We start from the raw sequence: 26,477 nt of genomic DNA, 5'->3' as shown, positions 1-26,477 counted from the left end.
GGCAGCATCAGTGTTACCGCCCCCCGGCGATCAGAATCTTCAGGTTCTCCCAAGTCCACTTGTACAGCTTGTCGCCAGCGGCGGCAGTGGGTCGAGTTGAATTGTCGTAGCCGGCAAGCAGAAAGTACGGCTTGCCGGCCTCGCGCGCGAGCTCGATCTCGACATTCACACCGGAGGCCGTACCCATATGACGCCCGCAAAGGACGACGACCTGGGAACTGCGCGCGATGCGATTCTTCGCATCTGTACGCCATCCGGGCCTGGCGGTCTTGACGGACCAGTCCTGCACCTCGAAGGGCGAGCCCGGATTCTTTGCCTGCCCGATCAGCAGGTCTTTCAGTCGCGCATCGTTGTCATAGTCGAAGCTCACGAAGACTCGGGTCGCCATCGGTTCCTGTCTGCCTGCCCATCCGAGGCAGGTCTGCTGCGCACACGCTATCCGGCACTTCCGACAATCCTGTGCCGTCCGCGATCGCCAGCCTTGCGGCGTGGCGCCCGAGCCACCACTTTTCCAGGACGTTCCCTGACCGTGGGTTGGGTCTGGAGGCAGGAAAACTACATTCAGATGCCGGTCGTGTGAAGAACCGGTGCCGTTGAAATTGGTGACCACTTTGGTGACCAGATTGCCCTCAGAAGTGACCAGATTGGCCGTTACGAGCCGGTACTCATAGGTACACTGAACCCCATGAGAACCGCGAAAACACGCGGATTCTCAACGATTCTCGGTCGCAGCCACGGCAGGCCCGGAGCCTTCCATACTCATGTGTCACTCCTGAAACGGAGTTACACCAATTACCGTACAGTCCTGTTCGACGTGGCCGTCGCCGCACAGACACCGATGGCCACGAGGAGATAGAGATGGCCCTCGTCGAGCTGTACCGCGAGACCGGCAAGCGTGATTACCTCGAGCTCGCCGAGCAGTTCATCGACGTGCGTGGGCACAAGACCCTGGACACCACGAACTTCGGCGACAGCCCCTATTACCAGGACGCGACACCCGTGCGCGAGGAGACAACGGTCGTCGGACATGCGGTACGTGCCGTCTATCTTCTCGCCGGCGTCGTCGACCTCTATATCGAGACGGGGGAGGAGGCCCTGCTGACCGCTGCACTCACACAGTGGGAGTCCATGACAGCGACCAAGACGTATATCACGGGCGCGCTGGGCTCCCGATTCGTCGGCGAGGCGTTCGGCGACAGCTACGAGCTCCCGCCCGATCTCGCCTACGGCGAGACCTGTGCGACGATCGGCAACATCATGGTCAGCTGGCGTCTGCTGCTCGCCACGGGAGAGTCGCGCTTCGCCGACGCGATCGAGCGGGCGCTGTACAACCTGTTCGCCGCATCCACTGCCGTCGACCGGCGGGGCTTCTTCTACAACAACCCCGCGCAGCGAAGGACAGCGCTGCCTGCAGCTCCCACCGACACCAGACCGAACCGCGCCGATGCGCCCGGGACCCGCCCGGCATGGTTTGAGTGCGCGTGCTGCCCGTCCAACGTCATGCGCACCATTGCATCGCTGGCCGCGTACGTTGCGACCCGCACCGGCGAGGCAATCCAGATCCACCAGTACATGCCGACGACCATCCAGGCGGCCGTGTCCGGCGGCGCGACTCGCCTGGACGTCGTCACCGACTATCCCATCGACGGGACGGTCACGGTGACCGTCGCCGCAGCACCAGGCACGGACTGGGCGATGGAGTTCCGCATTCCGGACTGGGCGGAGGACGCAAGCCTGCTGGTCAACGGCGTCTTGAGCACGTTCACCGTGAACGAGCTCGGATACGCGAGTGTGAACCGCGCCTGGATGCCTGGCGACGTGGTCATACTGCGACTTCCCGTGAAGCCGCGACTGACGGTCGCGCATCCTTCGGTCGACGCGGTGCGCGGCACAGTCGCCATCGAGCGCGGCCCGGTCGTGTACGCGTTCGAGGGCATAGACCAAGCCGACGGTGTCGATCTGAATCATGTCGAGCTGCTCCGCGATGGCGAGCTGGTCGAGGAGGTCCGCGAAGACTTCCTGGGTCAGCGCGCCGTCGTGCTCACTGTTCCGGGGCGTGCCCGCGACGATGCGGGGTGGAGGGGTGCAGGCTGGAAGCGTCGCGAAGACGTGCCCCCGAGCTGCGGACAGGAACTTCGCCTCGTGGCGATTCCCTACGCCCTCTGGGCTAACCGCGGCCCGTCCGCCATGCGGATCTTCGTGCCGGTCGAGGGGACGCTGGCGTGAGTGGTGCGCCCTCGGCGGGCTCGCCCACCGCCCGCCTCGGCGCTCAGACCGATCGAGACGACCGTGCGGGAGCTTCGGTCGGACGGAGATGATCGTGCTCTCGGACGGCGTGCTCGCCCGGCTTGACGTGGTCGTCGCCACGGGAACGAACATCCACCGTCTGACATGGCCCATCAGCAGCCATCCGGACGCCGCGCGCTCGGCGTTCCGATGCGACCGGCCGTTCCGCGGGCGGAGACCGCCATGCGCCGACGCGACCCGGCGGATCCGACGTAGCGCGCCCGAAACACGACCGGAATAAAGTGCACACCATGCGCGAAATCCAGGCGGAGATCATCCGCCAGCTCAATGTGAAGCCATCGATCGACCCCGCCGTAGAGGTGGAGGCCCGTGTCTCGTTCCTCGTGGACTACGCCCGGTCGTCGGGCTCACGCGGTTTCGTCCTCGGCATCAGCGGCGGTCAGGACTCGACGCTCACCGGGCGGCTTTGTCAGCTCGCGGCCGAGCGGATGCTGGCGTCCGGAGCCGAGGCCGAGTTCATCGCGATGCGTCTGCCCTACGCGGTGCAGGCAGACGAGGAGGACGCGAAGCTGGCGATCCAGTTCATCCGGCCGCAACGGGCCGTCACCTTCAATGTGCAGCGCGGCGTGGACGGGGTCGCCGCGGAGTTCGCCGATGCGACCGGCGAGCCGATCCACGACTTCACCAAGGGGAATGTGAAGGCGAGGATGCGCATGGTCGCCCAGTACGCGCTCGCCGGCCAGCGCCGCCTTCTGGTGGTGGGCACCGATCACGCGGCCGAGGCCGTCACGGGCTTCTTCACGAAGTTCGGCGACGGCGGCGTGGACATCACGCCCCTCACCGGGCTGACCAAGAGCCAGGGCCGGCAGATCCTCGAGCACCTCGGAGCGCCCTCGCGACTGTACGAGAAGTCGCCCACCGCGGATCTGCTCGACGAGACCCCCGGGCAGGCCGACGAGGACAACCTCGGCATCCGGTATCGGGACATCGACGCGTATCTCGAGGGCATGGACGTGCCGGATGCCATCGCCGAAGCCATCGAGGCGAAGTACCTGTCCACGGAGCACAAGCGGCGCACCCCCGTGACTCCGTTCGACACGTGGTGGCGTTCCTGACCGCGGCCGTATGAGGCGCGACGGACGGCTGCCGCGCAAGCGATGGTGAACGACTGCGGCGGACGAACGCTCAGCGCATCGCGCGGGACCGCTCGCTCAGCTCTCCTCGAGCCCGGTGGGCTTGCGCGCCGCGTAGGCGCCGACCGGGCTGGCGATGGCGCTGTAGTCCTCGAGCAGGGCGGTGTCGTCGGCTGCCGCAGGCGCAGACTCTTGCGCGGAGTCCCGTGCCGGGAGCCCAGATGAGGCGGTGGTCGCGTCGGCCGCGGAGCCCGCGACGAAGCGCTCGTGGTGCTGCTTGGCGACCCAGTCGTCCTGTTCCGCATACGCGGACTCCGCATCGCCGGTGGTGGTGCGCTCGAAGCGCCACCTCTCGAGATCTTCGAGGAAGAGGCGACGTGAGCGGCGCGGCTTGTTCTGCCACTCCACGAGCCGGTCGCGGAACTCGACGATCGCCGGTTCGAGGCTGTAGCCGTACGTGGCCGAGTTGCGCTTGAGCTCCGCGAGCTGGTGCGCGGCCCAGTCGGCGGCGACGGCCGCGCCCTTCAGCGGAAGCAGGCGAACCTGGATGTCCGCCTGACCCACCGAGCGATCGGAGAGCAACTGCTCAGCAGGCGTCAACGAGTTCCAGACGGACGCCTCCACGGCGGCGTCCACCAGGGCGGCGACGGCGGCGGCCTTCTGCTCGCGCTCCGCGCGCGAGAGCAGCCCTCGGATCGCGCCGCGCGCGATCCAGGCCGACAGCAGCCCGGCGACGACGATGGAGACCAGGAGCACGATCGCGGTGAAGATCACCGGCCGCGCGTCCTGGGACGTGAGCCACTGAGAGAAGTCATTCCACCACTGCATGGGCCGGAGACTACCCGTGTCGGTGTCGATCTTCGCGCAGCCATGCCGTGTTCCTGTGATCACGAGCGTGGCCGGCGCCCACAGACTCGTCGTCCACAGCCATCGCACCGGGCTTCTCATCCACCACATCGGCCGCGCGCCTCCAGCGCCCTCGCCGGCGCGGCCACAGTGGAGTCACGGCCCGCGCGCGCGGAGTCGATCTCGGAACACGCGATCGAAGGAGACACGAGAATGCCTGACACCATCTCTGCAACGGGGGTCGTTGGTACCCCGCCCGCGCTCGCCATCGTGGGCGACGGGCTCGCCCGGCTCACCTTCCGGCTCGGGTCGACGCAGCGCAAGTTCAATCGGGAGGCGAGCGGATGGGAGAACGGTGAGACGAACTGGTACACCGTCGTCGCCTTCCGCCGTCTCGCCGAACACGGCTCGCAATCCCTGAACAAGGGAGACCGGGTTGTGGTGAGCGGCCGGCTGCGGGTGAACGAATGGGAGAAGGACGGGCGGCACGGCACCACGGTGCAGCTCATCGCGGACGCCATCGGCCATGACCTCACGTTCGGCACCAGCACCCTCGCGAAGGCGGCGAGCGGTCCGGCGCGCACGGGTCCGGACGAGACGGCCGGCGGCTCGACGCCGGAGCGGACGGAGCGCGGTGCCGTGGACGCCGATGGCTGGGCCGTTCCCGGAGGGAGCGCGCCAGGGGCGCGGCCGCAGCTCGCACGCGACACGGATGGCGGCGCGCTGGAGCAGGCGCCGAATGACGCGGAGGTGCGACACCTGGAGACCGCGGTGGAGCCGCCGTTCTGACGCCCGTGCTCCGACCCGACCGGTGCGTGGCCGCCGGGCGACAGGGCGACGAGGCGACGCCGGCCCCCATGCCATACCGGATTCCGCGCCCTAGACTGCTCACGCGTCGACTCGGACCGCGTCCGGCGACGGGAAGGGAGTCGGATCCGTGACCGATGCCCGGCAACCGCGGGGGCGCCTGTCGGCCGGCCTTGCGGCGGTCGCAGGAACCGTGGCACTCGTCGTCGGGCTGTCCGCGTGCGGAGCGAACGCGCCCACGCCCGCTCCGACGCGGTCGGCGACGCCGACGACCACGCAGTCGTCCGCGCCCGTCCCGAGCGCGTTGCCCACGCTGAACCCGAACGGCACGGCACAGCAGAACCGTGACTTCTTCGACTACGTCAACAATCGCACGATCACCGCGCTGAAGAACCCCTCGGCGCAGCAGTTCGTCGATGGCCTCGCCGCGGCCGGCTTCTCGAAATCCGCCATGCAGATGACCGCCGACAAGACGACGGTGAACCTCAGCCCCGGCTCCGTGCAGTTCTCCGTGTTGATCAACGGCGGATGCCTGATCGGCCAGTTCGGCGCGGACATCGGCGGCTACCACAGCACCGTCGCGCCCGTGCTGGCCACCGGCAAGTGCCTCATCGGAGACACCGTGCCCATTCAGTAGGACGCGATCGGACGCCCCGGCCTGCTCCGCCGCAACGGCGAGGCCACGGCGCCCGCGACCATAGACTGGAACGCATGGCCGAATATATCTATTCGATGGTGCGCGCCCGGAAGGCGGTGGGCGACAAGCTCATCCTCGACGACGTCACCATGGCGTTCCTGCCCGGTGCGAAGATCGGCGTGGTCGGTCCCAACGGTGCCGGAAAGTCCACCATCCTGAAGATCATGGCCGGGCTCGACACCCCCTCCAACGGCGAGGCGAAGCTGTCACCCGGTTACAGCGTCGGCATCCTCCTCCAGGAGCCGGAGCTCGACGAGTCGAGGACCGTCTTGGAGAACGTGCAGGAGGGCGTCGGCGAGATCAAGGCGAAGGTCGACCGGTTCAATGAGATCTCGGCGGCCATGGCAGAGCCCGACGCGGACTTCGACACCCTGCTGGCGGAGATGGGCACCCTTCAGGAGCAGATCGACGCCGCAGACGCATGGGATCTCGACTCCCAGCTGGAACAGGCGATGGACGCCCTCCGCTGCCCGCCCTCGGACACCCCGGTCTCCGTGCTCTCCGGCGGCGAGCGGCGCCGTGTTGCGCTGTGCAGGCTGCTGCTGCAGAAGCCCGACCTGCTCCTGCTGGACGAGCCGACGAACCACCTCGACGCCGAGAGCGTGCTCTGGCTGGAGCAGCATCTGCAGAAGTACCCGGGTGCGGTGCTCGCCGTGACGCACGACCGATACTTCCTGGACCACGTCGCGGAGTGGATCGCCGAGGTCGACCGTGGGCACCTGTACCCCTACGAGGGCAACTACTCCACCTACCTGGAGAAGAAGCGCGAACGCCTGCAGGTGCAGGGAAAGAAGGATGCCAAGCTGGCCAAACGCCTCGCCGACGAGCTCGAGTGGGTGCGCAGCGGGGCGAAGGGACGGCAAGCCAAGTCGAAGGCACGACTCGCACGGTATGAGGAGATGGCCGCGGAGGCGGAGCGCAGCCGCAAGCTCGATTTCGAGGAGATCCAGATTCCGCCCGGGCCGCGGCTCGGCCAGCTGGTGATCGAGGCGAAGAACCTGCGGAAGGGCTTCGACGATCGCACGCTCATCGACGGGCTGAGCTTCACGCTGCCGCGCAACGGAATCGTCGGCGTCATCGGTCCGAACGGCGTGGGAAAGACGACGCTGTTCAAGACGATCGTGGGACTCGAGCCGCTCGACGGCGGTGAGCTGAAGATCGGCGAGACCGTCGAGATCTCCTACGTCGACCAGTCGCGTGGCGGGATCGACCCCAACAAGACGCTGTGGGAGGTGGTCTCAGACGGCCTGGACTACATCCAGGTCGGCAAGACCGAAGTGCCCAGCCGAGCCTATGTGTCGACCTTCGGGTTCAAGGGCCCGGATCAGCAGAAGAAGGCGGGCGTGCTCTCCGGCGGCGAACGGAACCGGCTCAACCTCGCCCTCACCCTCAAGCAGGGCGGCAACCTGCTCCTGCTCGACGAGCCGACGAACGACCTCGACGTCGAGACCCTCTCCAGCCTGGAGAACGCTCTGCTCGAGTTCCCCGGCTGCGCCGTGGTCATCACCCACGATCGATGGTTCCTCGACCGCATCGCCACGCACATCCTCGCCTACGAGGGGACCAGCGACGACCCGGCGAACTGGTACTGGTTCGAGGGCAACTTCGAGGCATATGAGCAGAACAAGGTGGAGCGCCTGGGTCCGGACGCCGCGAAGCCGCATCGATCCGCGTACCGCAAGCTCACGAGAGACTGAATCCGTGCGGATGAGGGTGCCGATCCGGCTGCGCTGGAGCGACCTGGATGCCTACGGCCATGTGAACAACGCCGAGATGCTGCGGCTTCTCGAGGAGGCCAGGATCGTGGCCCTGTGGACGGATGACTCCGAGGACGACGTCGATCGGGGCGAGGCGCTGGGCGCCTCGACCGCCGTGCTGGACAGCCGTCCGGGTGCGGACACCCTGAGCCTCATCGCGCGCCAGGAGATCGAGTACCTCGCTCCGATCCCCTACATGCGCAAGCCCCTGGACATCCAGATCTGGGTCGCAGCGATCGGCGGAGCGAGCCTCGAACTGTGCTATGAGGTCTGGTCGCCTGCCGGGCTCGAGCCGGCGACCCTGTATTCGCGCGCCGCGACGACGATCGTGCTCGTCGATGCGGCCACCGGCCGTCCGCGCCGCGTCAACGATCGGGAACGCGTTGCCTGGTCGCCCTATCAGGAGCCGGCGATCGAGTTCCACCGTCGGTGAGCTCCGGCGCCGCCATCACCGCGGCGCCGACGTCACGCGCCGGCGCCCTCGGAGCCCACGTTCGAGCGCCGGGGTTCGATGGTCGCGCCGTCCTCATGCTCGCTCCGTCACGGTCGCGCCGTCCTCAGGGTCTTACGTTCACGGTGCCGCCGTCGACGGATGCCGTGAGCCGTGTCAATCCGCGTGTGGCCGGCCCGTGCAGCACCTTCCCTGTCGCTGCGTCGAAGCGCGAGCCGTGACACGGGCAGTCGAACTCGTCGCCCGACGGCTTCACGACGCATCCCTGGTGCGGGCAGACCGCGGAGAACGCCACGACCCGTCCTTCCGTCGGCTGGGCGATCACGACGGGCTGATCGTCGATCGTCGCCGCAAGCGCGCCGCCGACCGGCACCTTCGCCAGCTCGACCGTGGCGGAGCCGGCCCGGGTGTGCTCGCCGGAGGATCCGCCGCTCTGGTCCCCGTCGGCGGAACAGCCGGCAAGAGCGACGGCGGCCATGGCGACGCTCGCCCCGCCGAGGGCGACGCGACGTCTGCGCGCTCGCGTCGCCGATGGCGGCCGCGCCGAGGCCGCAGCACTATCACCATGACGTGCGATGCTGTGGCGGCGCTGAGACGAGGCGCGCTCCCGCACCCGCCACGCACGGTGGAGGCGGCCGGTGATCCGTGCGAGCCGGTGACCGGACGGCCGTCGGCTCAGCCATGCGCCAGTCGGATCATCCCCTCCTGGGCGACCGTGGCCACCAGCGTGCCCTCGCGTGTGAAGATGTTGGCGGTGGCCAGACCGCGGCCGCCGGTCGCGCTCGGCGACTCCTGTACGTAGAGCAGCCATTCGTCCACCCGGCTGAACCGGTGCCACCACATCGCGTGATCCAGGCTGGCCATCTTCAGGCCGGGGGTGGACCAGCTGATCCCGTGGCGTCGCATCACCGGTTCCAGGATCGAGTAGTCGCTGGCGTAGGCGAGCGCGGCACGGTGCAGGTCCGGATCGTCCGGGAGCGGTCCGAGCGTCTTGAACCACACGGCTTGGTGCGCGACCCGTTCGCCCTCGACCGTGAGATATACCGGGGAGGGGACGTGCCGCAGGTCGAACGGCCGCTCGGTGCGCCAGTAGACGCCGATCGGATGCTCGAAGCCGGCCAGGATGTCCGCGTCGCTGGGCAGCTCGTCGGGCCCCGGAAAGCCGGAGGGCATCTCGGCCTGGTGTTCGAGACCCTCGCTCGGGTCCTGGAAGGAGGCGATCATGGACAGGATCGGCAGTCCGTGCTGGTATGCCTGGGTCCGGCGCGTCGAGAACGACCGGCCGTCGTGGATGCGGTCGACGGAGAACGTGATGTGCTCGTTGACGTCGCCGGGTCGAAGGAAGTAGCCGTGCATCGAGTGCACGGCGCGGCCCTCCGGCATCGTGCGCATCGCCGCGACCAGAGACTGGGCCAGGACCTGGCCGCCGAACACTCGGCCGTGCGGCATCCACAGGCTCGGTCCCGTGAAGATGTCCTCGTCGGTGCGGGCGCCGGTGTCGGTCAGGTCGAGAGCGGCGAGCAGGCCGTCGAGGGGAAGCGTCATGGTGCCTCTGGAATCGTGTGCGGGATGCCGCGTCTGGGCGCGCAGCGCGACCGTGGCGTGGGTCGCATTCCGTTAGTTTAGACAGCACATGAGTGAGTCCTTCTCCCTGGTCGATGCGCTCGCCGTCTCCGACCTCCAGGTGTACCTGTCGCGCGCGGGCCGCGTCGAAGACGGGTCCGTGCGACTGATCGCCGGCTCCGGCGTGCTGGCGGCATACACGGCCGTGCTGTACCCACGCGGCCTGCTCGATCGCATACCCACCGTGCTCGGCCTGCGCACGTTCGTGACCGACCCCGGTGCTGTCTTCGACGCCGTCGTCCCCACCCGGTCGCTGCTCGACCGCCTGGCACGCGCGGCGGACGCCCCGCGCCAGGCGGACGAGGAGGCCAACCCGATCGGCATCCGGCTGCCGTTGCAGGTGAGCACCGTCACCTGGGCCGGGATAACGCCGCCGCGCGGCGGCTGGCGTCGCGTCGGCGAGACCACCGCCGCGGTGCTGGCGCGGTCCGCGGACGAGGGGATCGCCGAGGTGGCGTCCGCGATTCCGCACGAGGCGGGGGAGCAGCTCGTGCAACGCGTGCGCGCGGAGGTCTGGAGCAGACCCATGCCGGAACTGGAATACGTCGCGGCCGGAGCCGCGTTCGCCGCCCGCTCGCTGGGCTTCCTCGGGGAGCCGGAGGAACCGGTGACCGTGCACGAGACCGGGCCGTGGACGCGTCTCACCCTGCTTCGCGGGCATGTGCTCCTGAAGCGTCCTGCCTGGTCCCTTCGCGGCTGACAGAGGCGCCTCAGGCGAGGTCGGCGAGCACCCCGCGGGCGGCCTGCCTGCCGGAGAACAGGCATCCGCCGAGGAACGTGCCCTCCAGCGACCGATAGCCGTGCACGCCGCCGCCGCCAAACCCGCTCACCTCGCCCGCGGCATACAGCCCGCGAACGCTCCCCCCATTCGCGTCCTGGGCACGCCCCTGCAGGTCGGTCTCGATGCCGCCGAGCGTCTTGCGGGTGAGGATGTGCAGCTTCACCGCGATGAGCGGGCCGGCCTTCGGGTCGAGGAACTTGTGCGGTGCGGCCACGCGCAGCAGCCTGTCACCGCGATAGCGGCGGGCAGAGGTGATCGCGGCGAGCTGGGCATCCTTGGAGAACCGGTTGTCGAGCTCCCGGTCGTGCTCCAGCACGGCGCGCTCGATGGCAGTCTCATCGAACGGTGTGTCGGCGATGGCGCGCATGCCCGCGACGAGCTCCGGAAGGGTCGCGGCGACCACGAAGTCGGCGCCGTTGCGCGTGAAGGCCTCGATCGGAGCGGGCGCCCCCGGGCGTACGCGCTGCAGCAGCAGGCGCACGTCCTTCTCGGTCAGGTCGGGGTTCTGCTCGCTCCCCGAGAGGGTGAACTCCTTCTCGAGCACCTTCTGCGTCAGCACGAACCAGCTGTAGTCGTGTCCGGTCCTCTGGAGGTGCTCGAGGGTGCCGAGCGTGTCGAAGCCGGGGAACAGGGGAGCGGGCAGACGAACGCCGTTCGCGTCGAACCAGAGCGACGAGGGACCGGGCAGGATCCGGATGCCATGGTTCTGCCACACCGGTGCCCAGTTCCGGATCCCCTCCGTGTAGTGCCACATGCGGTCAGTGTTGATCACACGGGCCCCGGCCCGCCCCGCGATCGCGATCATCCGTCCGTCGACGTGGGCCGGAACGCCGGCGAGCATGTGCGCGGGCGGTGCTCCGAGACGCCCCGGCCAGTTCTCCCGCACCAGCTCGTGGTTGCCGCCTATGCCGCCCGAGGTGACGATCACGGCGGGCGCACGGAACTCGAACTCGCCCACGACGTCGCGAGTGCTGGCGACTCCGCGCTCCGCGTCGTCAGGGGCGAGGATGCTCCCGCGCACGCCGACCACGGATCCGTGCTCGACGATCAGCTCGTCCACCCGATGCCGGTGCGCGAGCACCGCCCCGTCCTCGTCCTGCCCTCGCCGCACCCGCTCGATGAACGGTCGGAGCAGGCCGGGACCGGTGCCCCAGGTGATGTGGAAGCGCGGCACCGAGTTGCCATGACCGCCCGCCGTTCCGCTGCCGCGCTCGGCCCACCCCACGACGGGGAACAGCCGCACGCCCCGGGCCCGGAGCCAGCGCCGTTTCTCGCCGGCCGCGAACTCCAGGTAGGCCTCCGCCCAGCGCCGCGGCCACCGGTCCTCCTCCCGGTCGAAGCCGGCCGTGCCGAACCAGTCCTGCCTGGCGAGGTCGAGCGAATCGTGGATGCCCAGGCGACGCTGCTCCGGCGAGTCCACCAGGAACAGACCGCCGAACGACCAGAACGCCTGCCCGCCGAGCGACTGCGGAGGCTCCTGCTCGAGGAGCAGGACGCGTCTGCCGTGGTCCAGCAGCTCCGCGGCGGCGACCAGGCCGGCGAGCCCCGCCCCGACGACGATCGCGTCGGCGCTGGTCGGATCCGCGGGGGTGGCGGTGGCGGGTGCGGGCGAGGCTGCGGGCGTTGGGGGCATCCGGGTCTCCTTCGAAACGGATCTCACCGCCTCGGTGTCATCGCGGCGATGTCTCAGTATCGCTGCCCGCGCGCCGTCGCATCCAGCCTGTCGTCGCGGCGCGGCCCTACTGGTCGAACGTGTTCACCATCGCGTGCGCGGCGCGTTCGAGGTACGCCCACAGCGTCGCATCCTGCAGCGGCGGCAGGGCGACCTCGTCGAGTGCGGCGCGCATGTGGGTCAGCCATCGGTCGCGGGCGTCCGGGGTCACGGCGAACGGGGCGTGCCTCATGCGCAGGCGCGGATGGCCGCGGCGCTCGCTATACGTGGTCGGCCCGCCCCAATACTGCTCCAGGAACATCCGCAGCCGATCGGATGCGGGGCCCAGGTCCTCCTCGGGATACATCGGACGCAGCACCGGGTCGTCGGCGACGCCGCGATAGAACGCGTCGACGAGCCGGCGGAACGTCTCATGCCCGCCGACCTGGTCATAGAGGCTTCCACCGGCCGCCTCCCCACCCGGCGACACTCGAAGCATCAGCGGAGCGCCGTTCGCCGCCGGAGTCGCGGCTGGCGTGTCGCCGGGGGAGTGCTCCTGAGTCATCGCCCATCCTCGCCGGAGTGGTGGTCGCTCTGCAGGCCGTGCTCCCCCGGAGACGGATTCCGGGGGGCCGACGTGCTCCGCGTCGGTGTGGTGGTGCGCGCCGGGGTGGATGCCGCACCGCTCGGGCTCGACTTCTCGTCGGCCGCCGCCTCTCGCTTCCATCCTCGCCTCCTGGGCTTCTGCTCCTGCGTGGAGACGACGGGCTCGGGACGGGTGCGGGGCGGATGGGAGCCGGTGATGCTCGCCGCTCCGTCGAAACCCGTCAGAACCACGCTCGACAGTGACGGCAGCGCGACACCCATCTCGTCCAGCGCCGCCTTGATGCGCCTGCGCAGCTCGCGTGCCACGTCGTCTTTCGCGGTGGTGCGGGTCTTGATCACGATGCGCAGAACGACGGCGTCGCTCGAGACGGATTCGATGCCCCAGGACTCCGGTTTCTCCACGATCCGGGCGCGCCAGCGCGGCGCAGTCGCGAGCTCGTTGGCGACCTGCAGCATGCGCTCCTGGATGGCGTCCACATCGCTGTCGTACGGCACGGCCAGGTCGGTGATGACCCGGGCCCATCCCTGCGACGTGTTGCCGACGCGCAGGATCTCGCCGTTGCGCACGAACCACAGCGTGCCGTTGACGTCGCGGATCTGGGTGACGCGGATGCCGACGGCCTCGACGATCCCGGTCGCGGGCCCCAGGTCGACCACGTCCCCGACCCCGAGCTGGTCCTCCATGACCATGAACAGGCCGTTCAAGACGTCCTTGACGATGTTCTGGGCGCCGAATCCCAGGCCGGCTCCGAGCGCGGCGCTGAGGAGGGCGAAGGAGCCGAGGATGTCCTTGTTGATGGTGTAGACGATGAGCACGATCGCGATGATCGCGATGACGACGTTCACGATGTTGCTCAGCACGGTGCCGAGCGTTCGCGTGCGTTGCACCAGCCGCACCGCGGCGATCGGCGAGGCCGCGAGGGCCTGCGTGTCCTCGACGTTCTGCTTGTTCTTCACGCCGGTGACGATCCGGCGCACCACGCGGCGAATCACGAACCGCAGCAGCCATGAGGCCAGGAACGCGAGCGCGATGATGACGGCGGTCCAGACGAGTTTCCAGCCCAGAGTGGCCAGACCGTGCAGCACCGTCTCCCAGAAGGTCGGATCGGCGATGTCGGTCGCGGTCGGGAGGTCGGCGAGAAGGATCATCGCAGACGAGTCTAGTGAGACGGCATGAGCCGACCTGGGCGGACGCTATGCGTGGGCTGGGCACCGGATGCCGGGCGGCGAGGCCCGGTCAGACGTCGCGTCGCTTCACGAGCACCGCCCCCACGACGAGCGGGACCACGACCCACGCCGCCAGCACGAGCAGGCCCTGCCACACGTCCAGCGACACGGTTCCCGATGGCACCTGGGCCTCATGCGTCGGCTGGAACGCGTACAGCTTCGCCCCGGCCTGAGACGGCAGGAACTGGGTCATGTTGTCCACCCACTTCGCCTGTGTCAGGCTCGCGGTCAGGCTCAGCACCACGGGAAGGACCAGAAGCACGCCGAGGACGGTGGCGATGCCACCGGCGGAGCTGCGGACGATCGCGCCGGTCGAGAACGCCAGCATCGAGATCATGGCGAGGTAGCACGCGCCGCCGAGCAGGGGAAGCAGCACCTGGCCGGAGAAGAGGTCAGTGTGCAGGCCGCGCGAGGAGAAGATGGCGGTGGCGACGAGCGCGGAGAGGGCGAGCGAGACCGCCGAGACGAGGAACACGACGAGCGCGAGGACTATCAGCTTCGCGAAATACGCCGCGAGGCGGCCCGGCACGGCCGAGAAGGTGGACCGGATCATTCCGGTGGAGTACTCGCCGGTGATGACGAGCACGCCGAGCACGGCTGCCACGAGCTGGCTGAAGCTGACGCCGACGGTGGCGGCCAGCACCTGGAGCTGCCTGCCGCTTTCCACCGGCACCGCCGCCACGTTCTCCACGTGGTAGACGCCCGCGACCAGGGCCGAGAAGCCGACCGAGATGAAAACGACCAGCCCCAAGCACCACAACGTGGAGCGCAGGCTGCGCAGCTTGATCCATTCCGAGCGCAGCACACCGGGGAACGTGACTCGGATTCCGTCGAGGGGGCTGCCGGGCAACGTTCCCGGGGTGCGTGCATCGCTGGTCGCGGTCATCGGGTCACCTCCGAGTGGTATTCGACGTCGTCCCGGGTGAGCTCGAGGTAGGCCTCCTCGAGCGAGGCGTCCACGGGCGTCAGCTCGTGCAGCGCGATGCCCGCCGCCGCGGCGGCGTCGCCGACCTGCGCCGCCTCGAGGCCGGACACCTCCAGCGCTCCGTCGTCGAACGAGGTGATGGTGACGCCGGGACCGGTGAGAGCGGCCGTGAGTGCCCGCGCCCGAGGGGTGCGCACGCGAACGACCCGTCGCGTCGCCCCGGAGATGACCTGGGCGATCGGCGCGTCGGCGAGAACGCGGCCGCGGCCCAGCACGATGAGATGGTCCGCGGTCTGGGACATCTCGCTCATCAGGTGCGAGGAGATGAACACCGTGCGCCCCTGGGAGGCGAGGTAACGGCAGAACTCGCGCACCCATCGCACGCCCTCGGGGTCGAGCCCGTTCACGGGCTCGTCGAGGATGAGGGTGTGGGGGTCCCCGAGAAGTGCGGCGGCGATTCCCAGCCGCTGGCCCATGCCGAGCGAGAAGCCCCCGACCCGTTTGCTCGCCACAGACTCGAGGCCGGTCATGGCGATGACCTCGTGCACGCGGCTGCGCGGGATGCCGTGGGTGGCGGCGAGGGCGAGCAGATGATTGAAGGCGGTCCGGCCGGTGTGCACGGCCTTGGCCTCCAGCAGGGCGCCGACCTCGTGCAGGGGGGAGCGGAGCCGTGCATACGGCTGGCCCGCCACGAGCGCCCGGCCGGCGCTCGGACTGTCGAGCCCCATGATCATCCGCATGGTCGTTGACTTCCCCGCGCCGTTGGGCCCCAGGAAGCCGGTGACGATGCCGGGGCGCACCGTGAAGCTCACGTCATCCACCGCCAGCTTCGTCCCGTACCTCTTGGAGAGGCCTTCGATCTCGATCATGACTTCAACCTACGTGGCGACGTGCGCGCGCGGCATCCACCCAGAGGATGAGCTCGCGTCGGCGGATCAGGCGCTCGCGTCCCGCGCCTGCGCCGCCAACGCCCGATCCACCGACGCGAGATGCTCGGACACCAGGCGGCGCAGCGCTGCCGGCTCGGGGTTGGCGTCGAGCCACGCACGGGTGGCCTCGGCCAGCCGCTCGTCGGCCAGCGGGAACGGATACATGCCCTCGACGAGGTATTCCGCGATCTTGTAGCTGCGCGACGCCCACACCGACTGCAGTGCGTCGAAGTACCTGGCCACGTAGGGCTCCAGGAGCGCGGCGTCGTGCACGCGCTGGAAGCCCAATGTCGTCATCCGCACGATCGTGTTGGGAAGGTCGTCCGCATCGAACACGCTGGACCATGCGGCCGCCTTGCCCTCCGCCGTCGGAATGGCGGCGCGTGCGAGTGCCGCGGCCTGTGCGCCATTGGCCGTGTTGTCCGCCGCGAGCGCCTCGTCGACCTCCGCGTTACCCGCAGCACCACCGGCGACCAGCGACGTCAGCAGCTCCCACGACAGGTCGGTGTCGATCGTGAGACCGTCCAGTGCGATCGACCCGTTGCGAAGTCCGGCGACGTTCGCCAGCTGCTGGGGTGTGGAGGCGAGGACGGCGAAGAACTTGACGAACTGGAACTGCCTGTCGCTGCCGGGCTCGGCCGACGTGGCGAGCTCCCAGAGCGCGTCCGCGGCCCGCTGCCGGGATTCGGCGCGGCGCTGCGGGGCCACGTACGCCGTGACGCTGAGCACCAGCTGGTTCAGCGTGGTGCGCAGCGTCGTCGACTCGGTCTCGGCGCCGATGTTGCCGAGAACCAGGCGCACGTAGTCGCTCGCTGGCACCTCCGCGTCCCGTGTCGCGTCCCACACCGAGCCCCACACGAGGGAGCGCGCCAGCGGCGACTCGATCTCGGAGAGATGCTCGATCGCCGCCGCCAGCGAGGCGTCGTCGAGCCGGATCTTCGCGTAGGCCAGATCGTCGTCGTTGACGAGGATCAGGTCGGGACGCCTCTTGCCGACGAGCTCCGGAACCTCGGTGAGCTCGCCGTCGATGTCGAGCTCGAGCCTTCCGTCGCGCACCAGTCTGCCTCCGCGGAAGTCGTAGAGGCCGATCGCCAACCGGTGCGGGCGCAGGGTGGGGTGATCCGGGTGCGCGCTCTGTCGCACGGCGAACGCGGTGATCGTGCCGGCGGCATCGGTCGAGAGCTCGGGTCGCAGGGTGTTCACACCGGCCGTCTCGAGCCAGAGCCTCGACCACGTCGTGAGGTCCCGGCCGCTGGTGGCCTCCAGCTCCACGAGCAGGTCACGGAGCTCGGTGTTGCCGTGCGCGTGCTTCGTGAAATAGTTCGAGACGCCGGCGAGGAAGTCGTCGCGACCCACCCACGCGACGAGCTGCTTCAGCACCGACGCACCCTTCGCGTAGGTGATGCCGTCGAAGTTCACCTGGACGTCTTCGAGGTCGTTGATCGTCGCGACGATGGGGTGGGTGGAGGGCAGCTGATCCTGCCGGTACGCCCAGCTCTTCTCCATGGCGGCGAAGGTGGTCCACGCCTCGCGCCATTCGGTCGCCTCGGCGGTGGCCAGGGTCGAGGCGTATTCGGCGAACGACTCGTTCAGCCACAGGTCGTTCCACCACTTCATGGTCACGAGGTCGCCGAACCACATGTGCGCGAGCTCGTGCAGGATCGTCACGACCCGGCGCTCCTTGATCGCGTCGGTCACCTTCGAGCGGAACACGTACGTCTCGGTGAAGGTCACCGCGCCGGCGTTCTCCATCGCGCCCGCGTTGAACTCGGGCACGAAGAGCTGGTCGTACTTGGCGAAGGGGTAGGGAACGCCGAACCGGTCCTCGTAGAACGCGAAGCCCTGGCGGGTCTTCTCGAAGATGTAGTCGGCGTCCATGTGCTCGGCGAGTGACGCACGCGCATACACGCCGAGCGGGATGGTGCGGCCGTCACTGCTGGTGAGCTCCGAGTGCCAGCTCCGGTAGGGTCCGGCGATGAGCGCTGTGATGTAGGAGGAGATGCGCGGTGTCTCGTCGAAGACGGTGGTCTTGACGGGACCGGCCTCCTCGACGGACGCCACCGGAGAGTTGCTCACCACCGCCCAGTGCTGCGGGGTCGTCACGGTGAAGGTGAACCGTGCCTTGAGATCGGGCTGCTCGAACACCGCGAACATGCGGCGGGAGTCGGGCACCTCGAACTGCGTGTAAAGGTAGACCTCGCCATCGACGGGATCGACGAAGCGGTGGAGCCCCTCGCCGGTGTTCGTGTATCTCGCCCGTGCGACGACGGTGAGCTCGTTCTCCGCAGCCAGGCGCGGCAGCCGGATGCGCACCCCGTCGCTAACCTCGGCCACATCGAGCTGCTCGCCGTTGAGCACCACCGATTCCACGGACTCGGTGATCGCGTCGATGAAGGTCGACGCGCCCGCCCGGCCGGAGAACCGCACCGTGGTGACGCTGAGGAAGGTCTCGTCGCCGGTCGTGAGATTGAGAGCGACGTCGTAGCTGTGCGTGTCGACGACGGCGCGGCGCTCCTGCGCCTCGGTGCGGGTGAGATTCTCTCCTGGCATGGCTCTCCTTGTTCTGTGTCCCGGTGCTCTCGTGCCCCGGTGACTCTGTGCCGCGTGTCCGTGCCCGGGCGTGTTCCGCTGCGGGCCGCTGCGCGCGGCGCCTTCGGCAGCGCGTCCGATCCTCAAGCCTAGGGCGTCACCGCCGCTTCGAGAGCTCGCCTCGCGTCCCTTCTCGACGCGCTGCGGTGCCGGGGCGCAGCGGCTTAGATGGACCGCATGACCGATGTCGATTTCTGGTTCGATCCGTCGTGTCCGTGGGCGTGGATGACCTCGCGCTGGGTGGACGAGGTCGCACCGCATCGCGACCTGAACGTGACGTGGCACATCATGAGCCTCTACGTGCTCAACGAGGACAAGGACGTGCCGGAGTCCTACCGCGCGATACTGCCGCGCACCCTGAGGTACGCACGTCTGGTCACCGCCGTCGGCGAGCTCGAGGGGCAGGCGGCGGTGAAGCCGCTGTATGACGCGCTGGGCACCCGCATCCATCCGGGCGGTCGCAAGGATGTCGAGGCGATCGTCGCGGAGGCCCTGGCGGAGGTCGGCCTGCCCGAAGACTACGCACGATACGCGGACTCGGACGAGTTCGACGCCCAGCTGCGCGCCAGCCACGCGGACGGGATCGACAGAGTGGGGCAGGAGGTGGGCACGCCGGTGATCGCGGTCGACGGCACCGCCTTCTTCGGACCCGTCATCTCGCCCGCCCCCCGCGGCGAGCAGGCGCTCACGCTCTGGGACGGCATCGTCGCTGCGGCGTCGTATGACGGCTTCTTCGAGCTCAAGCGCACCCGCACCCGGGACCCCATCTTCGACTGAGGAACGACGGCCGGCGCGTTTCCCGACGTCCCTAGACTGATGGCCATGCGCATCCACATCGGCACGGACCATGCCGGGCTCGAGTTCTCCCAGACGCTGCAACGGCACCTCCGCGAGGCAGGGCACGAGATCGTCGATCACGGGCCGAGGGATTTCGATCCGCTGGACGACTATCCGGCGTTCTGCATCAACGCTGCCAAGGGTGTGGTGGCTGATCAGCAGGCCGGGCGGCAGTCGCTCGGCGTCGTGTTCGGCGGATCCGGCAACGGTGAGCAGATCGCCGCGAACAAGGTCCGCGGCATACGCGCCGCTCTGGTGTGGAACAAGAGCACGGCGCTGCTGGCGCGGCAGCACAACGACGCGAACGTGATCGCCATCGGCGCCAGGCAGCACACCGTGGAGGAGGCGATCTCCTTCATCGACACGTTCATCGCCGAGCCGTTCTCGTTCGAGGAGCGGCACGTGCGCCGCATCGCGCAGATCGCCGAGTTCGAGGCGACGTGCGACATCGCCGACAGGGCCGACAGGAACATCGAGTAGCCGCCGCCATGCCCGAGGGTCACTCCGTTCATCGCATCGCCCTGCAGTTCTCTCGCAACTTCGTGGGCAAGAGGGTCGCCGTCAGCTCGCCGCAGGGGCGGTTCAGCTCCGGCGCGGCCCTCATCGACGGCGCGACGATGGTGGATGCCCGCGCCGTCGGCAAGCAGATGTTCCTCGAGTTCGACAACGGCCTCTGGCTGCGCGTGCACCTCGGCATCTACGGGGCGTGGGACTTCGCCGGCGAGATCACGGTCGACGACACGATCCGCTCCTCGGGCGGCCGCATCGGGCAGACGAACCAGCACGGCACGGTCCTGGACTCGCGGGGCGAGGACTCGATCGCGAGCATGGGGGCTCCCCGCCGGGCGCGGCTGCGGATGTCCGAGTCGGAGAAGGAGGACGACTCGGACTTCGTCTTCCCCCCGGAGCCGGTCGGCGCCGTGCGCGCCCGGCTGCTCACCGACACCGCTGTGGCCGACCTCCGCGGTCCGACCGTGTGCGAGGTGCTGGATGAGCATGCCGTGTCGGAGATCATCGCCGGACTGGGACCGGACCCGCTCGTGGACGACGGACCCGAGGTGGAGGAGAGCGTCGCACGGGACCTCACGGCGAAGCAGACGCCGATCGGCGTGCTGCTGATGGACCAGTCCGTGATCAGCGGCATCGGCAACGTGTACCGCGCCGAGCTGCTGTTCCGAGCCCGGTTGAACCCGCACACGCCCGGCACGAGGGTGCCGTTCGACACGGCGCGTCGGCTGTGGCGCGACTGGGCGCACCTGCTGGAGGTCGGGGTCCGAACGGGTCAGATGATGACGATGGACGACCTCAGCCCGGAGGACTGGGCCCGCGCCATGGCGAGCCGGGAGGACCGGCACTGGGTGTACAAGCGCGAGGGTCTCCCGTGCCGGGTGTGCGGAACGCACATCGTGATGGAGATGATGGCGGGGCGAAAGCTGTACTGGTGTCCGAGATGTCAGGCGTAGGCATCCTGGTGCTCGGTCCGCGTCACCGGATGCCGGCGGCCGCCCCGGCCGGCGAGGACGCGCCGTCCCGCTGGCCGCCACGGGAGGAACGATGAGACAGAACCCGAGTTTCGCTCTGGGCGACGTCGAGGAGATCAAGCGGCTGATTCGCGAGAACCCGTGGGCCCTCCTGGTCAGTCAGACATCGAACGGGCTCGTCGCGTCGCACTACCCGGTGCTGCTGGACGAGTCCTGCGAGGAGATCTCGATCCTCACCCACCTGGGCAGGCCGGACGATCAGGTGCATGAGCTCGGCCGGCATGAGCTGCTCGTGGTCGTGCAGGGACCGCACGGCTACGTCTCGCCGGGGTGGTACGACGAGCGACCCGCGGTGCCGACGTGGAACTTCGTCGCGGCGCATCTGACGGGAGTGCCGGTTCTCCTCAGCGACGAGGAGAACTGGGAGGTGCTCGGACGCCTCGTCGATCGTTTCGAGGAGCGGATGGCCGCGCCGCGGCGCATGGCGGACACCCCCGAGAACGAGGCGTACGCCGCACGCCTGCTGAGCGGCACGGTCGGTGTGCGGCTCACCCCCACGCGGATCGTGGCGAAGAACAAGATGAGCCAGAACCGGGCGCCCGAGATCGTCGGCACGATCATCGCCGAGCTCGAAGGCGACGGGCCGTATGCGGATGCCCGGCTCGCGGCCGAGATGCGTCGCACGCACGCGCGGCTGGGACGGGAGCTGCCGCCCGCCCCCTGACCGGGCGCTCGAGGAGGCGACGGGCCGACGCGCCGCGGCGACGTGCACTCACATGGCAGAGGGGCCACGGCCGTCGGCCGTGACCCCTCGCGATCGGATCGCTACTTGGCGATGTGCGCGAACAGCAGCCAGCGGTCCTTGTCGAGCCCGCGAGCGATCTCGATGGCGACGTCCTGGCTGGTCTGGTCGAGCTCCTCCAGCTCGCGCACGGCGGTGTTCACCGCGTCGAGCGCGACGTCGATCTGACCGATCAGTTCAGCGATGGACTTGTCGGACTGCACGAATCCGTCGCTGAGCGGAGCGGCCTTCGTGTTCGCCGCCACGGTGGCGATCCGCGAGTCGATCGGAAGGCCGAGTGCGACGATGCGCTCTGCGGCGAGGTCGGCCCACTCCTGGGCGTGGGAGACGAACGTGTCCAACAGCTCGTGCACGCCGATGAAGTTCGAGCCACGCAGGTTCCAGTGCGCATTCTTGCCGTTGACCACGAGGGCCTCGAGCTCGATGACCACCGGCGTGAGGAACTGCGCCGTGCCCGCGGCGACGTCCGGGTTGGTGGTGGCCTGGGGGGTGGTGTCGGTTGTGCTCATGGAATGCTGATCCCTTCGCTCGTTGTCATGTTCAACGCTACGCGGCCCCGTGCATTCCGCAAGGAAGCACAGGCTGTGCTAAGTTTCGCGGTCGTCAGTGGGCGGCCGAGAGTCCGTTGACGACCAGCAGGATGTTGCCCAGCAGCCCCAGCGCACCGAGCACGACAGAGACCCATGCCACGATCCGCGTGCCGGTGTACAGACCGCTCCCGTAGCCGCGCACCCTCACCAGGGCCCAGATGTTCAGACCGATGCCGAACAGCGACAGGGGCTCCAGCAGCCACCAGACCCACGCGGTGAGCGAGAGCACCAGCCCGACGATCGCGATCGCGAACGACCGGCGCTTGCGCATGAGCTCCTCCTCGGCGGTGCGCGGCCTGCCCTTCGTCTCGTCGGGCCAGCCGATGACGGCCTCGCCGCGTTCCCCGTACGTCGGCCCGCGGTCCGTTCGCTGCGCCGCCGCGGTGCGCTGCTGCGCCCCCTGTGCCCTCTGGCGATGCGTCATCAGCGTCACTCTGGCCTCGCCGAGCAGCTGCACCTCGGCCCGTTCCGCCTCGAGGTTGCCCGCGTACGTGCCGCCGGCTGCCTTGGCCTTGGCGGAGTAGGCGGCGAGGATGTCGGCGGCGGGGGCATCCTTGCCGACCTCGAGGATGTCGGCGGCTTCGTCGGGCGTCATGAGCGGCTTCCTGGGTGCTTGGCGGACGTGCGTCCCGGACATTCTCCCAAACCCAAGGGAGTCCCTCAGCTACCCGAAGGACGCGCCGTTCGGAAGGACAGAGGCGGTCTCGAACGTCATATGGGCCCGACCGTCGACATGTCCTTCGGAGCTGCCGGGCCGAGGACGGATACGGGAAGGGTCACTGCAGGAGGAGCCTGTCGTCCTGCCCGCTCACGCGGTAGTCGCTGGGGTGGACGTGGGTGGTGATCACGTTGTGGTCGCCCTGAACCATCACGGAGCCGAGCGCCGGGGCAGTGACCGAGTTGCTCTGCCCTGTGATCAGCACGGATCCCACGGAGTCGGCCGACAGCGACACGCCGTCGCCCCGGACCACGGCCGATCCCACCCGGTCGGCAACGGCGACGGTGCTGGACTGTCCCTGTACGTCGAGCGAGACCGCGCGTTGCAGTCGCGCCGTGACCCCGTCGCCCCTGACCACCACCTCTCCGCACGAACCGGAGAGGTGGAACGTGTGCGATGGCCCGTCCAGCTCGACGGATGCGCCGGGCACGCAGCGATGATGGCCGGCAGCGTAGCGGGTCGCGTCATCCGTCGGACGCTCCGCGCTCACGCAGCCGGCCATGCCGACGGCAAGAGCTCCGGCGAGCAGGGCGGTCGCGGCGCGGAGAACTGCTGACTTGCGCGACGGCACCCGCCCATCCTGACAGATGACCATGCCGCGGCGTCCAAGCTCGGCCACCCGCAAAGTGGGGGACCGCCGACGCTGATCACCTGGGTAGTCGCCCCGGTCCGTGGGGAACGAGGCACGCGAGTACGGCCATCGGTTCGTCGATGGCACCCGGCGAAGGCCGCTGGATGAGGCCGATCGTGAGAGGGGATGACGGGAATCGAACCCGCACCATCAGTTTGGAAGACTGAGGCTCTACCATTGAGCTACATCCCCGGATCGCGGCGGTTGAGCCGCGCCAGCAAGTGTAGTGCATGGCCGCTGGAGGCTCGGAACCAGCCGGGACGGGCATCGCCTGTCATTCGCTAGACTGTCCGAGGTCATTTCGGCTTGCTGAACGCCCTGGTGCGTGCCTGGCCGGTCGGACCTCGCGGGTCCACCACGATCCGGGGCGTAGCTCAGCTTGGCTAGAGCGCCCGCTTTGGGAGCGGGAGGCCGCAGGTTCGAATCCTGTCGCCCCGACAAGGTCGACTCTGACCGAACCATTTCGAACACAGGAGATCTCTCACGTGAAGACCACGGTCGAGAAGCTGAGCCCCACGCGCGCGAAGCTCACCATCGCAGTGACCCCCGAGGAGCTGCAGCCCAGCATCAAGCACGCCTACGAGCACATCGCGCAAGAGGTGAACGTGCCGGGGTTCCGCAAGGGCAAGGTGCCGCCACCGATCATCGACCAACGCGTCGGCAAGGCGGCTGTCCTCGAGCACGCCGTGAACGAGGGGCTCGAGGCGTTCTACCGCAGCGCGGTGGAGGAGAACGACGTCAAGCCCGTCGGGCGTCCCGAGGCGGACATCCAGGAGTGGCCCAGCGACAAGGACTACTCCGGCGACCTCGTCGTCGCGATCGAGGTGGATGTGCGCCCCGAGATCACTCTTCCCGACTACGACGGCATCGAGTTGACCGTCGAGGCGGCCGAGGTCACCGACGACGACGTCGAGGCCGAGCTCGACCGGCTGCGCAGCCGGTTCGGCACGCTGGTCACCGTCGACCGCCCGGCGACGAAGGGCGACTTCGCACAGCTTGACCTGGTCGCCACGATCGACGGCGAGCAGGTGGACACCGCGAGCAACGTGTCGTACGAGATCGGCTCCGGAGAGCTCGTCGACGGCATCGACGAGGCCCTCGACTCCCTGTCGGCCGGAGAGACCACGACGTTCACCTCCAGGCTGCTCGGAGGCGACCACGAGGGCGAGGACGCCGAGATCACCGTCACGCTGAACGCGGTGAAGGAGCGGGAGCTCCCGGATGCCGACGACGACTTCGCGCAGATCGCCAGCGAGTTCGACACCATCCAGGAGCTGAGGGAGAGCCTGCGCGGCGAGGCCGCTCGCAGCAAGACTTTCGCCCAGGGGAACGAGGCCCGCAACCTGCTGGTCGACCGACTGCTCGAGCTCACCGAGATCCCGGTCCCCGAGGGCCTGGTCGAAGACGAGGTGCACCGCCACCTGGAGGCCGAGAACAGGCTCGACGACGACGTGCACCGTGCCGAGGTGAAGGAGGCCAGCGAGAAGGCGTTCCGCACCCAGGTGCTCTTCGACGAGATCGCCCAGAAGGAGAACGTGCAGGTCAGCCAGGAGGAGCTGAGCAGCTACCTGGTGCAGGCCGCCGCCCAGTACGGCATGGACCCGAACGAGTTCGTGCAGGTGCTGGGAGAGAACGGCCAGCTGCCCCAGATGTTCGGCGAGGTCGCTCGCAACAAGACGATCGCCGTGCTGCTGGGCCGCGCGGTGGTCAAGGACAGCAACGGTCAGCCGGTCGACCTCTCCGAGTTCGCCGCTGTGCCGGAGTCCGCGGAGGCGTCTGCCGCCGAGGAGTCGCCTGCCGAGGAGCACGCGGAGGTCCCCGGAGCGGATGCGGACGAGCCGGCCCAGGATTCAGGCGAGACCGCCGGCAAGAAGCCCAAGAAGAAGGCGTCCAAGAGCGCGAAGGCCTAGCGCGGGGTGCCCGCTGCTGCGGTGAGGGGCGGGTGCGCGGCACCCGCCCCTCACCGCGTCTGGGGACGCCTGAGACTCGAGTCGGTGGCTCGAGCCGATGCGATGGCGCGCCCGGTGGCAGCCGCGCCCTGACGAGGTGCGCGGCGTGCTGGCCGCCTCGGCTCTGCCGACGGCGAACAGCGGCATGGGCGGGCGACCCCTTCGATAGATTCGAGAGCACGTACGAAGAAGGAGCACGTTCATGGCGGAACCGACACTGCAACCCAGTGTTTTTGACCGACTGCTGAAGGACCGCATCATCTGGCTCGGCTCGGAGGTGCGCGACGACAACGCCAACGAGATCGCGGCGAAGCTGCTGCTCCTGGCCGCCGAGGACCCCAAGCGTGACATCTACCTGTACATCAACTCGCCCGGGGGCTCGATCACCGCGGGCATGGCCATCTACGACACCATGCAGTTCGTTCCCAACGACATCGTGACGGTCGGCATCGGCATGGCGGCGTCGATGGGCCAGTTGCTGCTCACCGCGGGGACCAAGGGCAAGCGCTACATCACCCCGAACGCCCGCGTGCTGCTGCATCAGCCGCACGGCGGTTTCGGCGGCACGGCCAGCGACATCCAGACGCAGGCGCAGCTCATCCTCGACATGAAGCGCCGCCTCGCCGAGATCACCGCGGCCCAGACGGGAAAGACCGTCGAGCAGATCAACGCGGACGGCGACCGCGACCGCTGGTTCAACGCGCACGAGGCACTGGAGTACGGATTCGTCGACCACATCCGCGAATCCGCCTCCGACGTGGTCGGCGGCGGCGGAACCCAGGAGTAGGCGAGAGAGAGCGAAGGACACGACACAGATGGAAACCCCGAACTTCTCCGGCCTTGTCGGCGGCGCCCCGCGCGTCGCCATGCCGGACTCCCGCTACATCCTCCCGAGCTTCGAGGAGCGCACCGCCTACGGCTACAAGCGGCAGGACCCCTACGCGAAGCTCTTCGAGGACCGCATCATCTTCCTCGGCGTGCAGGTGGACGACGCGTCGGCGGACGACATCATGGCCCAGCTCCTCGTCTTGGAGAGCCAGGACCCCGACCGCGACATCGTCATGTACATCAACTCGCCCGGCGGCTCGTTCACGGCCATGACGGCGATCTACGACACGATGCTGTACATCCGTCCCCAGATCCAGACCGTGGTGCTGGGGCAGGCGGCCTCGGCCGCCGCAGTGCTGACCGCAGCGGGCA

The 26,477-nt window shown here is 68.8% G+C and carries 27 protein-coding genes and 2 tRNA genes; 15 read left to right on the top strand and 14 right to left on the bottom strand.

What is annotated here, in order from left to right:
• Window positions 1-13: 13 nt before the first annotated feature.
• Entirely contained in the window at window positions 14-370 is a 357-nt protein-coding gene (locus tag VGC18_RS12795; protein WP_331097967.1) for a TIR domain-containing protein, read from the bottom strand.
• Between the two features lie 338 nt (window positions 371-708).
• Between VGC18_RS12795 and VGC18_RS12790 the strand changes: the two genes are divergently transcribed.
• A complete protein-coding gene (locus tag VGC18_RS12790; RefSeq protein ID WP_331098016.1) occupies window positions 709-2,226 on the top strand; it encodes a glycoside hydrolase family 127 protein in 1,518 nt (505 codons plus the stop codon).
• 311 nt (window positions 2,227-2,537) lie between these two features.
• Window positions 2,538-3,362: an ammonia-dependent NAD(+) synthetase gene (gene nadE, locus VGC18_RS12785; protein WP_331097965.1), complete on the top strand. Its 825-nt coding sequence runs from the start codon at window positions 2,538-2,540 to the stop codon at window positions 3,360-3,362.
• Window positions 3,363-3,458: 96 nt separating this feature from the next.
• Here nadE and VGC18_RS12780 read toward each other — a convergent pair whose 3' ends face one another.
• Complete coding sequence (locus tag VGC18_RS12780) at window positions 3,459-4,208, bottom strand: hypothetical protein (RefSeq protein ID WP_331097963.1); 750 nt, start codon at window positions 4,206-4,208, stop codon at window positions 3,459-3,461.
• Between the two features lie 231 nt (window positions 4,209-4,439).
• On the opposite strand from VGC18_RS12780, the gene VGC18_RS12775 reads away from it, so the two are divergent.
• The 4 genes from VGC18_RS12775 (at window position 4,440) to VGC18_RS12760 (ending at window position 7,920) form a co-directional block, all read left to right on the top strand.
• Window positions 4,440-5,015, top strand: coding sequence for a single-stranded DNA-binding protein (locus VGC18_RS12775; RefSeq protein WP_331097961.1), 576 nt, complete (start codon window positions 4,440-4,442; stop codon window positions 5,013-5,015).
• A 148-nt stretch (window positions 5,016-5,163) separates the two neighbouring features.
• Window positions 5,164-5,670, top strand: a complete 507-nt coding sequence (locus VGC18_RS12770) for a DUF6993 domain-containing protein (RefSeq protein ID WP_331097959.1) — start codon at window positions 5,164-5,166, stop codon at window positions 5,668-5,670.
• Between the two features lie 74 nt (window positions 5,671-5,744).
• Complete coding sequence (gene ettA / locus VGC18_RS12765) at window positions 5,745-7,427, top strand: energy-dependent translational throttle protein EttA (protein ID WP_331097957.1); 1,683 nt, start codon at window positions 5,745-5,747, stop codon at window positions 7,425-7,427.
• Window positions 7,428-7,437: 10 nt separating this feature from the next.
• A complete protein-coding gene (locus tag VGC18_RS12760; protein ID WP_331097955.1) occupies window positions 7,438-7,920 on the top strand; it encodes a thioesterase family protein in 483 nt (160 codons plus the stop codon).
• 124 nt (window positions 7,921-8,044) lie between these two features.
• Here VGC18_RS12760 and VGC18_RS12755 read toward each other — a convergent pair whose 3' ends face one another.
• Both VGC18_RS12755 and VGC18_RS12750 read right to left on the bottom strand, forming a co-directional pair.
• Window positions 8,045-8,416 (bottom strand): Rieske (2Fe-2S) protein, encoded by a 372-nt coding sequence (locus tag VGC18_RS12755; protein ID WP_331097953.1) that lies wholly within the window; start codon window positions 8,414-8,416, stop codon window positions 8,045-8,047.
• Between the two features lie 197 nt (window positions 8,417-8,613).
• Entirely contained in the window at window positions 8,614-9,483 is an 870-nt protein-coding gene (locus VGC18_RS12750) for an acyl-CoA thioesterase II (RefSeq protein WP_331097951.1), read from the bottom strand.
• Window positions 9,484-9,571: 88 nt separating this feature from the next.
• Between VGC18_RS12750 and VGC18_RS12745 the strand changes: the two genes are divergently transcribed.
• The gene (locus tag VGC18_RS12745; RefSeq protein WP_331097949.1) at window positions 9,572-10,261 is read left to right on the top strand and encodes a hypothetical protein; all 690 of its coding nucleotides are present in this window, start codon (window positions 9,572-9,574) and stop codon (window positions 10,259-10,261) included.
• 10 nt (window positions 10,262-10,271) lie between these two features.
• Here the strand turns inward: VGC18_RS12745 and VGC18_RS12740 are convergent, their stop codons facing one another.
• The 6 genes from VGC18_RS12740 to pepN all read right to left on the bottom strand — a co-directional run bounded on the left by VGC18_RS12740 (window position 10,272) and on the right by pepN (window position 18,230).
• On the bottom strand, window positions 10,272-11,975 hold the full coding sequence (locus tag VGC18_RS12740) for an FAD-binding dehydrogenase (RefSeq protein ID WP_331097946.1): 1,704 nt from the start codon (window positions 11,973-11,975) through the stop codon (window positions 10,272-10,274).
• A gap of 106 nt (window positions 11,976-12,081) precedes the next feature.
• The gene (locus VGC18_RS12735; protein ID WP_331098014.1) at window positions 12,082-12,492 is read right to left on the bottom strand and encodes a globin; all 411 of its coding nucleotides are present in this window, start codon (window positions 12,490-12,492) and stop codon (window positions 12,082-12,084) included.
• 62 nt (window positions 12,493-12,554) lie between these two features.
• The gene (locus VGC18_RS12730; protein WP_331097944.1) at window positions 12,555-13,748 is read right to left on the bottom strand and encodes a mechanosensitive ion channel family protein; all 1,194 of its coding nucleotides are present in this window, start codon (window positions 13,746-13,748) and stop codon (window positions 12,555-12,557) included.
• Between the two features lie 88 nt (window positions 13,749-13,836).
• Complete coding sequence (locus VGC18_RS12725) at window positions 13,837-14,712, bottom strand: ABC transporter permease (RefSeq protein WP_331097942.1); 876 nt, start codon at window positions 14,710-14,712, stop codon at window positions 13,837-13,839.
• Window positions 14,709-15,620: an ATP-binding cassette domain-containing protein gene (locus VGC18_RS12720; RefSeq protein WP_331097940.1), complete on the bottom strand. Its 912-nt coding sequence runs from the start codon at window positions 15,618-15,620 to the stop codon at window positions 14,709-14,711. Before VGC18_RS12720 ends, VGC18_RS12725 begins: the two co-directional genes overlap by 4 nt.
• A gap of 66 nt (window positions 15,621-15,686) precedes the next feature.
• Complete coding sequence (gene pepN, locus VGC18_RS12715; RefSeq protein ID WP_331097938.1) at window positions 15,687-18,230, bottom strand: aminopeptidase N; 2,544 nt, start codon at window positions 18,228-18,230, stop codon at window positions 15,687-15,689.
• Between the two features lie 216 nt (window positions 18,231-18,446).
• Between pepN and VGC18_RS12710 the strand changes: the two genes are divergently transcribed.
• The 4 genes from VGC18_RS12710 to VGC18_RS12695 all read left to right on the top strand — a co-directional run bounded on the left by VGC18_RS12710 (window position 18,447) and on the right by VGC18_RS12695 (window position 21,311).
• Entirely contained in the window at window positions 18,447-19,046 is a 600-nt protein-coding gene (locus tag VGC18_RS12710) for a DsbA family protein (RefSeq protein WP_331097936.1), read from the top strand.
• 45 nt (window positions 19,047-19,091) lie between these two features.
• Window positions 19,092-19,586, top strand: coding sequence for a ribose-5-phosphate isomerase (locus VGC18_RS12705; RefSeq protein ID WP_331097934.1), 495 nt, complete (start codon window positions 19,092-19,094; stop codon window positions 19,584-19,586).
• Between the two features lie 8 nt (window positions 19,587-19,594).
• The gene (locus VGC18_RS12700) at window positions 19,595-20,569 is read left to right on the top strand and encodes an Fpg/Nei family DNA glycosylase (RefSeq protein ID WP_331097932.1); all 975 of its coding nucleotides are present in this window, start codon (window positions 19,595-19,597) and stop codon (window positions 20,567-20,569) included.
• A 91-nt stretch (window positions 20,570-20,660) separates the two neighbouring features.
• The gene (locus VGC18_RS12695) at window positions 20,661-21,311 is read left to right on the top strand and encodes an FMN-binding negative transcriptional regulator (RefSeq protein WP_331097930.1); all 651 of its coding nucleotides are present in this window, start codon (window positions 20,661-20,663) and stop codon (window positions 21,309-21,311) included.
• Between the two features lie 101 nt (window positions 21,312-21,412).
• On the opposite strand, the gene VGC18_RS12690 is transcribed toward VGC18_RS12695, so the two are convergent.
• From VGC18_RS12690 to VGC18_RS12675, 4 genes are all read right to left on the bottom strand, one after another.
• Window positions 21,413-21,898, bottom strand: coding sequence for a DNA starvation/stationary phase protection protein (locus VGC18_RS12690; protein WP_331097928.1), 486 nt, complete (start codon window positions 21,896-21,898; stop codon window positions 21,413-21,415).
• 94 nt (window positions 21,899-21,992) lie between these two features.
• On the bottom strand, window positions 21,993-22,574 hold the full coding sequence (locus VGC18_RS12685; RefSeq protein ID WP_331097926.1) for a hypothetical protein: 582 nt from the start codon (window positions 22,572-22,574) through the stop codon (window positions 21,993-21,995).
• Window positions 22,575-22,755: 181 nt separating this feature from the next.
• On the bottom strand, window positions 22,756-23,268 hold the full coding sequence (locus VGC18_RS12680; protein ID WP_331097924.1) for a hypothetical protein: 513 nt from the start codon (window positions 23,266-23,268) through the stop codon (window positions 22,756-22,758).
• 181 nt (window positions 23,269-23,449) lie between these two features.
• A tRNA-Gly gene (locus VGC18_RS12675) sits at window positions 23,450-23,520 on the bottom strand.
• Window positions 23,521-23,691: 171 nt separating this feature from the next.
• On the opposite strand from VGC18_RS12675, the gene VGC18_RS12670 reads away from it, so the two are divergent.
• From VGC18_RS12670 to VGC18_RS12655, 4 genes are all read left to right on the top strand, one after another.
• Window positions 23,692-23,766: transfer RNA gene (locus VGC18_RS12670), tRNA-Pro, on the top strand.
• 47 nt (window positions 23,767-23,813) lie between these two features.
• Window positions 23,814-25,238: a trigger factor gene (gene tig / locus VGC18_RS12665; protein ID WP_331097922.1), complete on the top strand. Its 1,425-nt coding sequence runs from the start codon at window positions 23,814-23,816 to the stop codon at window positions 25,236-25,238.
• 241 nt (window positions 25,239-25,479) lie between these two features.
• A complete protein-coding gene (locus VGC18_RS12660) occupies window positions 25,480-26,064 on the top strand; it encodes an ATP-dependent Clp protease proteolytic subunit (RefSeq protein WP_331097920.1) in 585 nt (194 codons plus the stop codon).
• Window positions 26,065-26,092: 28 nt separating this feature from the next.
• Window positions 26,093-26,477, top strand: a 385-nt coding sequence (locus VGC18_RS12655) for an ATP-dependent Clp protease proteolytic subunit (protein ID WP_331097917.1), incomplete at its 3' end; no start/stop codon positions are given.

It is taken from the genome of Lacisediminihabitans sp., from assembly GCF_036404185.1.
GTDB lineage: Bacteria > Actinomycetota > Actinomycetes > Actinomycetales > Microbacteriaceae > Lacisediminihabitans.
The sequence above is the reverse complement of the archived record's forward strand: the minus strand, read 5'-3'. Positions and strand labels throughout refer to the sequence as shown.

What these genes read in the sequence shown, in the direction of transcription:
- VGC18_RS12735 (WP_331098014.1), bottom strand. Translation starts at nt 12,492, where the DNA reads ATGCTTCGAGTGTCGCCGGGTGGGGAGGCGGCCGGTGGAAGCCTCTAT.
- VGC18_RS12745 (WP_331097949.1), top strand. Translation starts at nt 9,572, where the DNA reads ATGAGTGAGTCCTTCTCCCTGGTCGATGCGCTCGCCGTCTCCGACCTC.
- VGC18_RS12725 (WP_331097942.1), bottom strand. Translation starts at nt 14,712, where the DNA reads ATGACCGCGACCAGCGATGCACGCACCCCGGGAACGTTGCCCGGCAGC.
- ettA (WP_331097957.1), top strand. Translation starts at nt 5,745, where the DNA reads ATGGCCGAATATATCTATTCGATGGTGCGCGCCCGGAAGGCGGTGGGC.
- VGC18_RS12760 (WP_331097955.1), top strand. Translation starts at nt 7,438, where the DNA reads ATGAGGGTGCCGATCCGGCTGCGCTGGAGCGACCTGGATGCCTACGGC.
- VGC18_RS12700 (WP_331097932.1), top strand. Translation starts at nt 19,595, where the DNA reads ATGCCCGAGGGTCACTCCGTTCATCGCATCGCCCTGCAGTTCTCTCGC.
- VGC18_RS12710 (WP_331097936.1), top strand. Translation starts at nt 18,447, where the DNA reads ATGACCGATGTCGATTTCTGGTTCGATCCGTCGTGTCCGTGGGCGTGG.
- nadE (WP_331097965.1), top strand. Translation starts at nt 2,538, where the DNA reads ATGCGCGAAATCCAGGCGGAGATCATCCGCCAGCTCAATGTGAAGCCA.
- VGC18_RS12755 (WP_331097953.1), bottom strand. Translation starts at nt 8,416, where the DNA reads ATGGCCGCCGTCGCTCTTGCCGGCTGTTCCGCCGACGGGGACCAGAGC.
- VGC18_RS12705 (WP_331097934.1), top strand. Translation starts at nt 19,092, where the DNA reads ATGCGCATCCACATCGGCACGGACCATGCCGGGCTCGAGTTCTCCCAG.
- VGC18_RS12695 (WP_331097930.1), top strand. Translation starts at nt 20,661, where the DNA reads ATGAGACAGAACCCGAGTTTCGCTCTGGGCGACGTCGAGGAGATCAAG.
- VGC18_RS12730 (WP_331097944.1), bottom strand. Translation starts at nt 13,748, where the DNA reads ATGATCCTTCTCGCCGACCTCCCGACCGCGACCGACATCGCCGATCCG.
- pepN (WP_331097938.1), bottom strand. Translation starts at nt 18,230, where the DNA reads ATGCCAGGAGAGAATCTCACCCGCACCGAGGCGCAGGAGCGCCGCGCC.
- VGC18_RS12775 (WP_331097961.1), top strand. Translation starts at nt 4,440, where the DNA reads ATGCCTGACACCATCTCTGCAACGGGGGTCGTTGGTACCCCGCCCGCG.
- VGC18_RS12740 (WP_331097946.1), bottom strand. Translation starts at nt 11,975, where the DNA reads ATGCCCCCAACGCCCGCAGCCTCGCCCGCACCCGCCACCGCCACCCCC.
- VGC18_RS12750 (WP_331097951.1), bottom strand. Translation starts at nt 9,483, where the DNA reads ATGACGCTTCCCCTCGACGGCCTGCTCGCCGCTCTCGACCTGACCGAC.
- VGC18_RS12685 (WP_331097926.1), bottom strand. Translation starts at nt 22,574, where the DNA reads ATGACGCCCGACGAAGCCGCCGACATCCTCGAGGTCGGCAAGGATGCC.
- VGC18_RS12660 (WP_331097920.1), top strand. Translation starts at nt 25,480, where the DNA reads ATGGCGGAACCGACACTGCAACCCAGTGTTTTTGACCGACTGCTGAAG.
- VGC18_RS12690 (WP_331097928.1), bottom strand. Translation starts at nt 21,898, where the DNA reads ATGAGCACAACCGACACCACCCCCCAGGCCACCACCAACCCGGACGTC.
- VGC18_RS12720 (WP_331097940.1), bottom strand. Translation starts at nt 15,620, where the DNA reads ATGATCGAGATCGAAGGCCTCTCCAAGAGGTACGGGACGAAGCTGGCG.
- VGC18_RS12780 (WP_331097963.1), bottom strand. Translation starts at nt 4,208, where the DNA reads ATGCAGTGGTGGAATGACTTCTCTCAGTGGCTCACGTCCCAGGACGCG.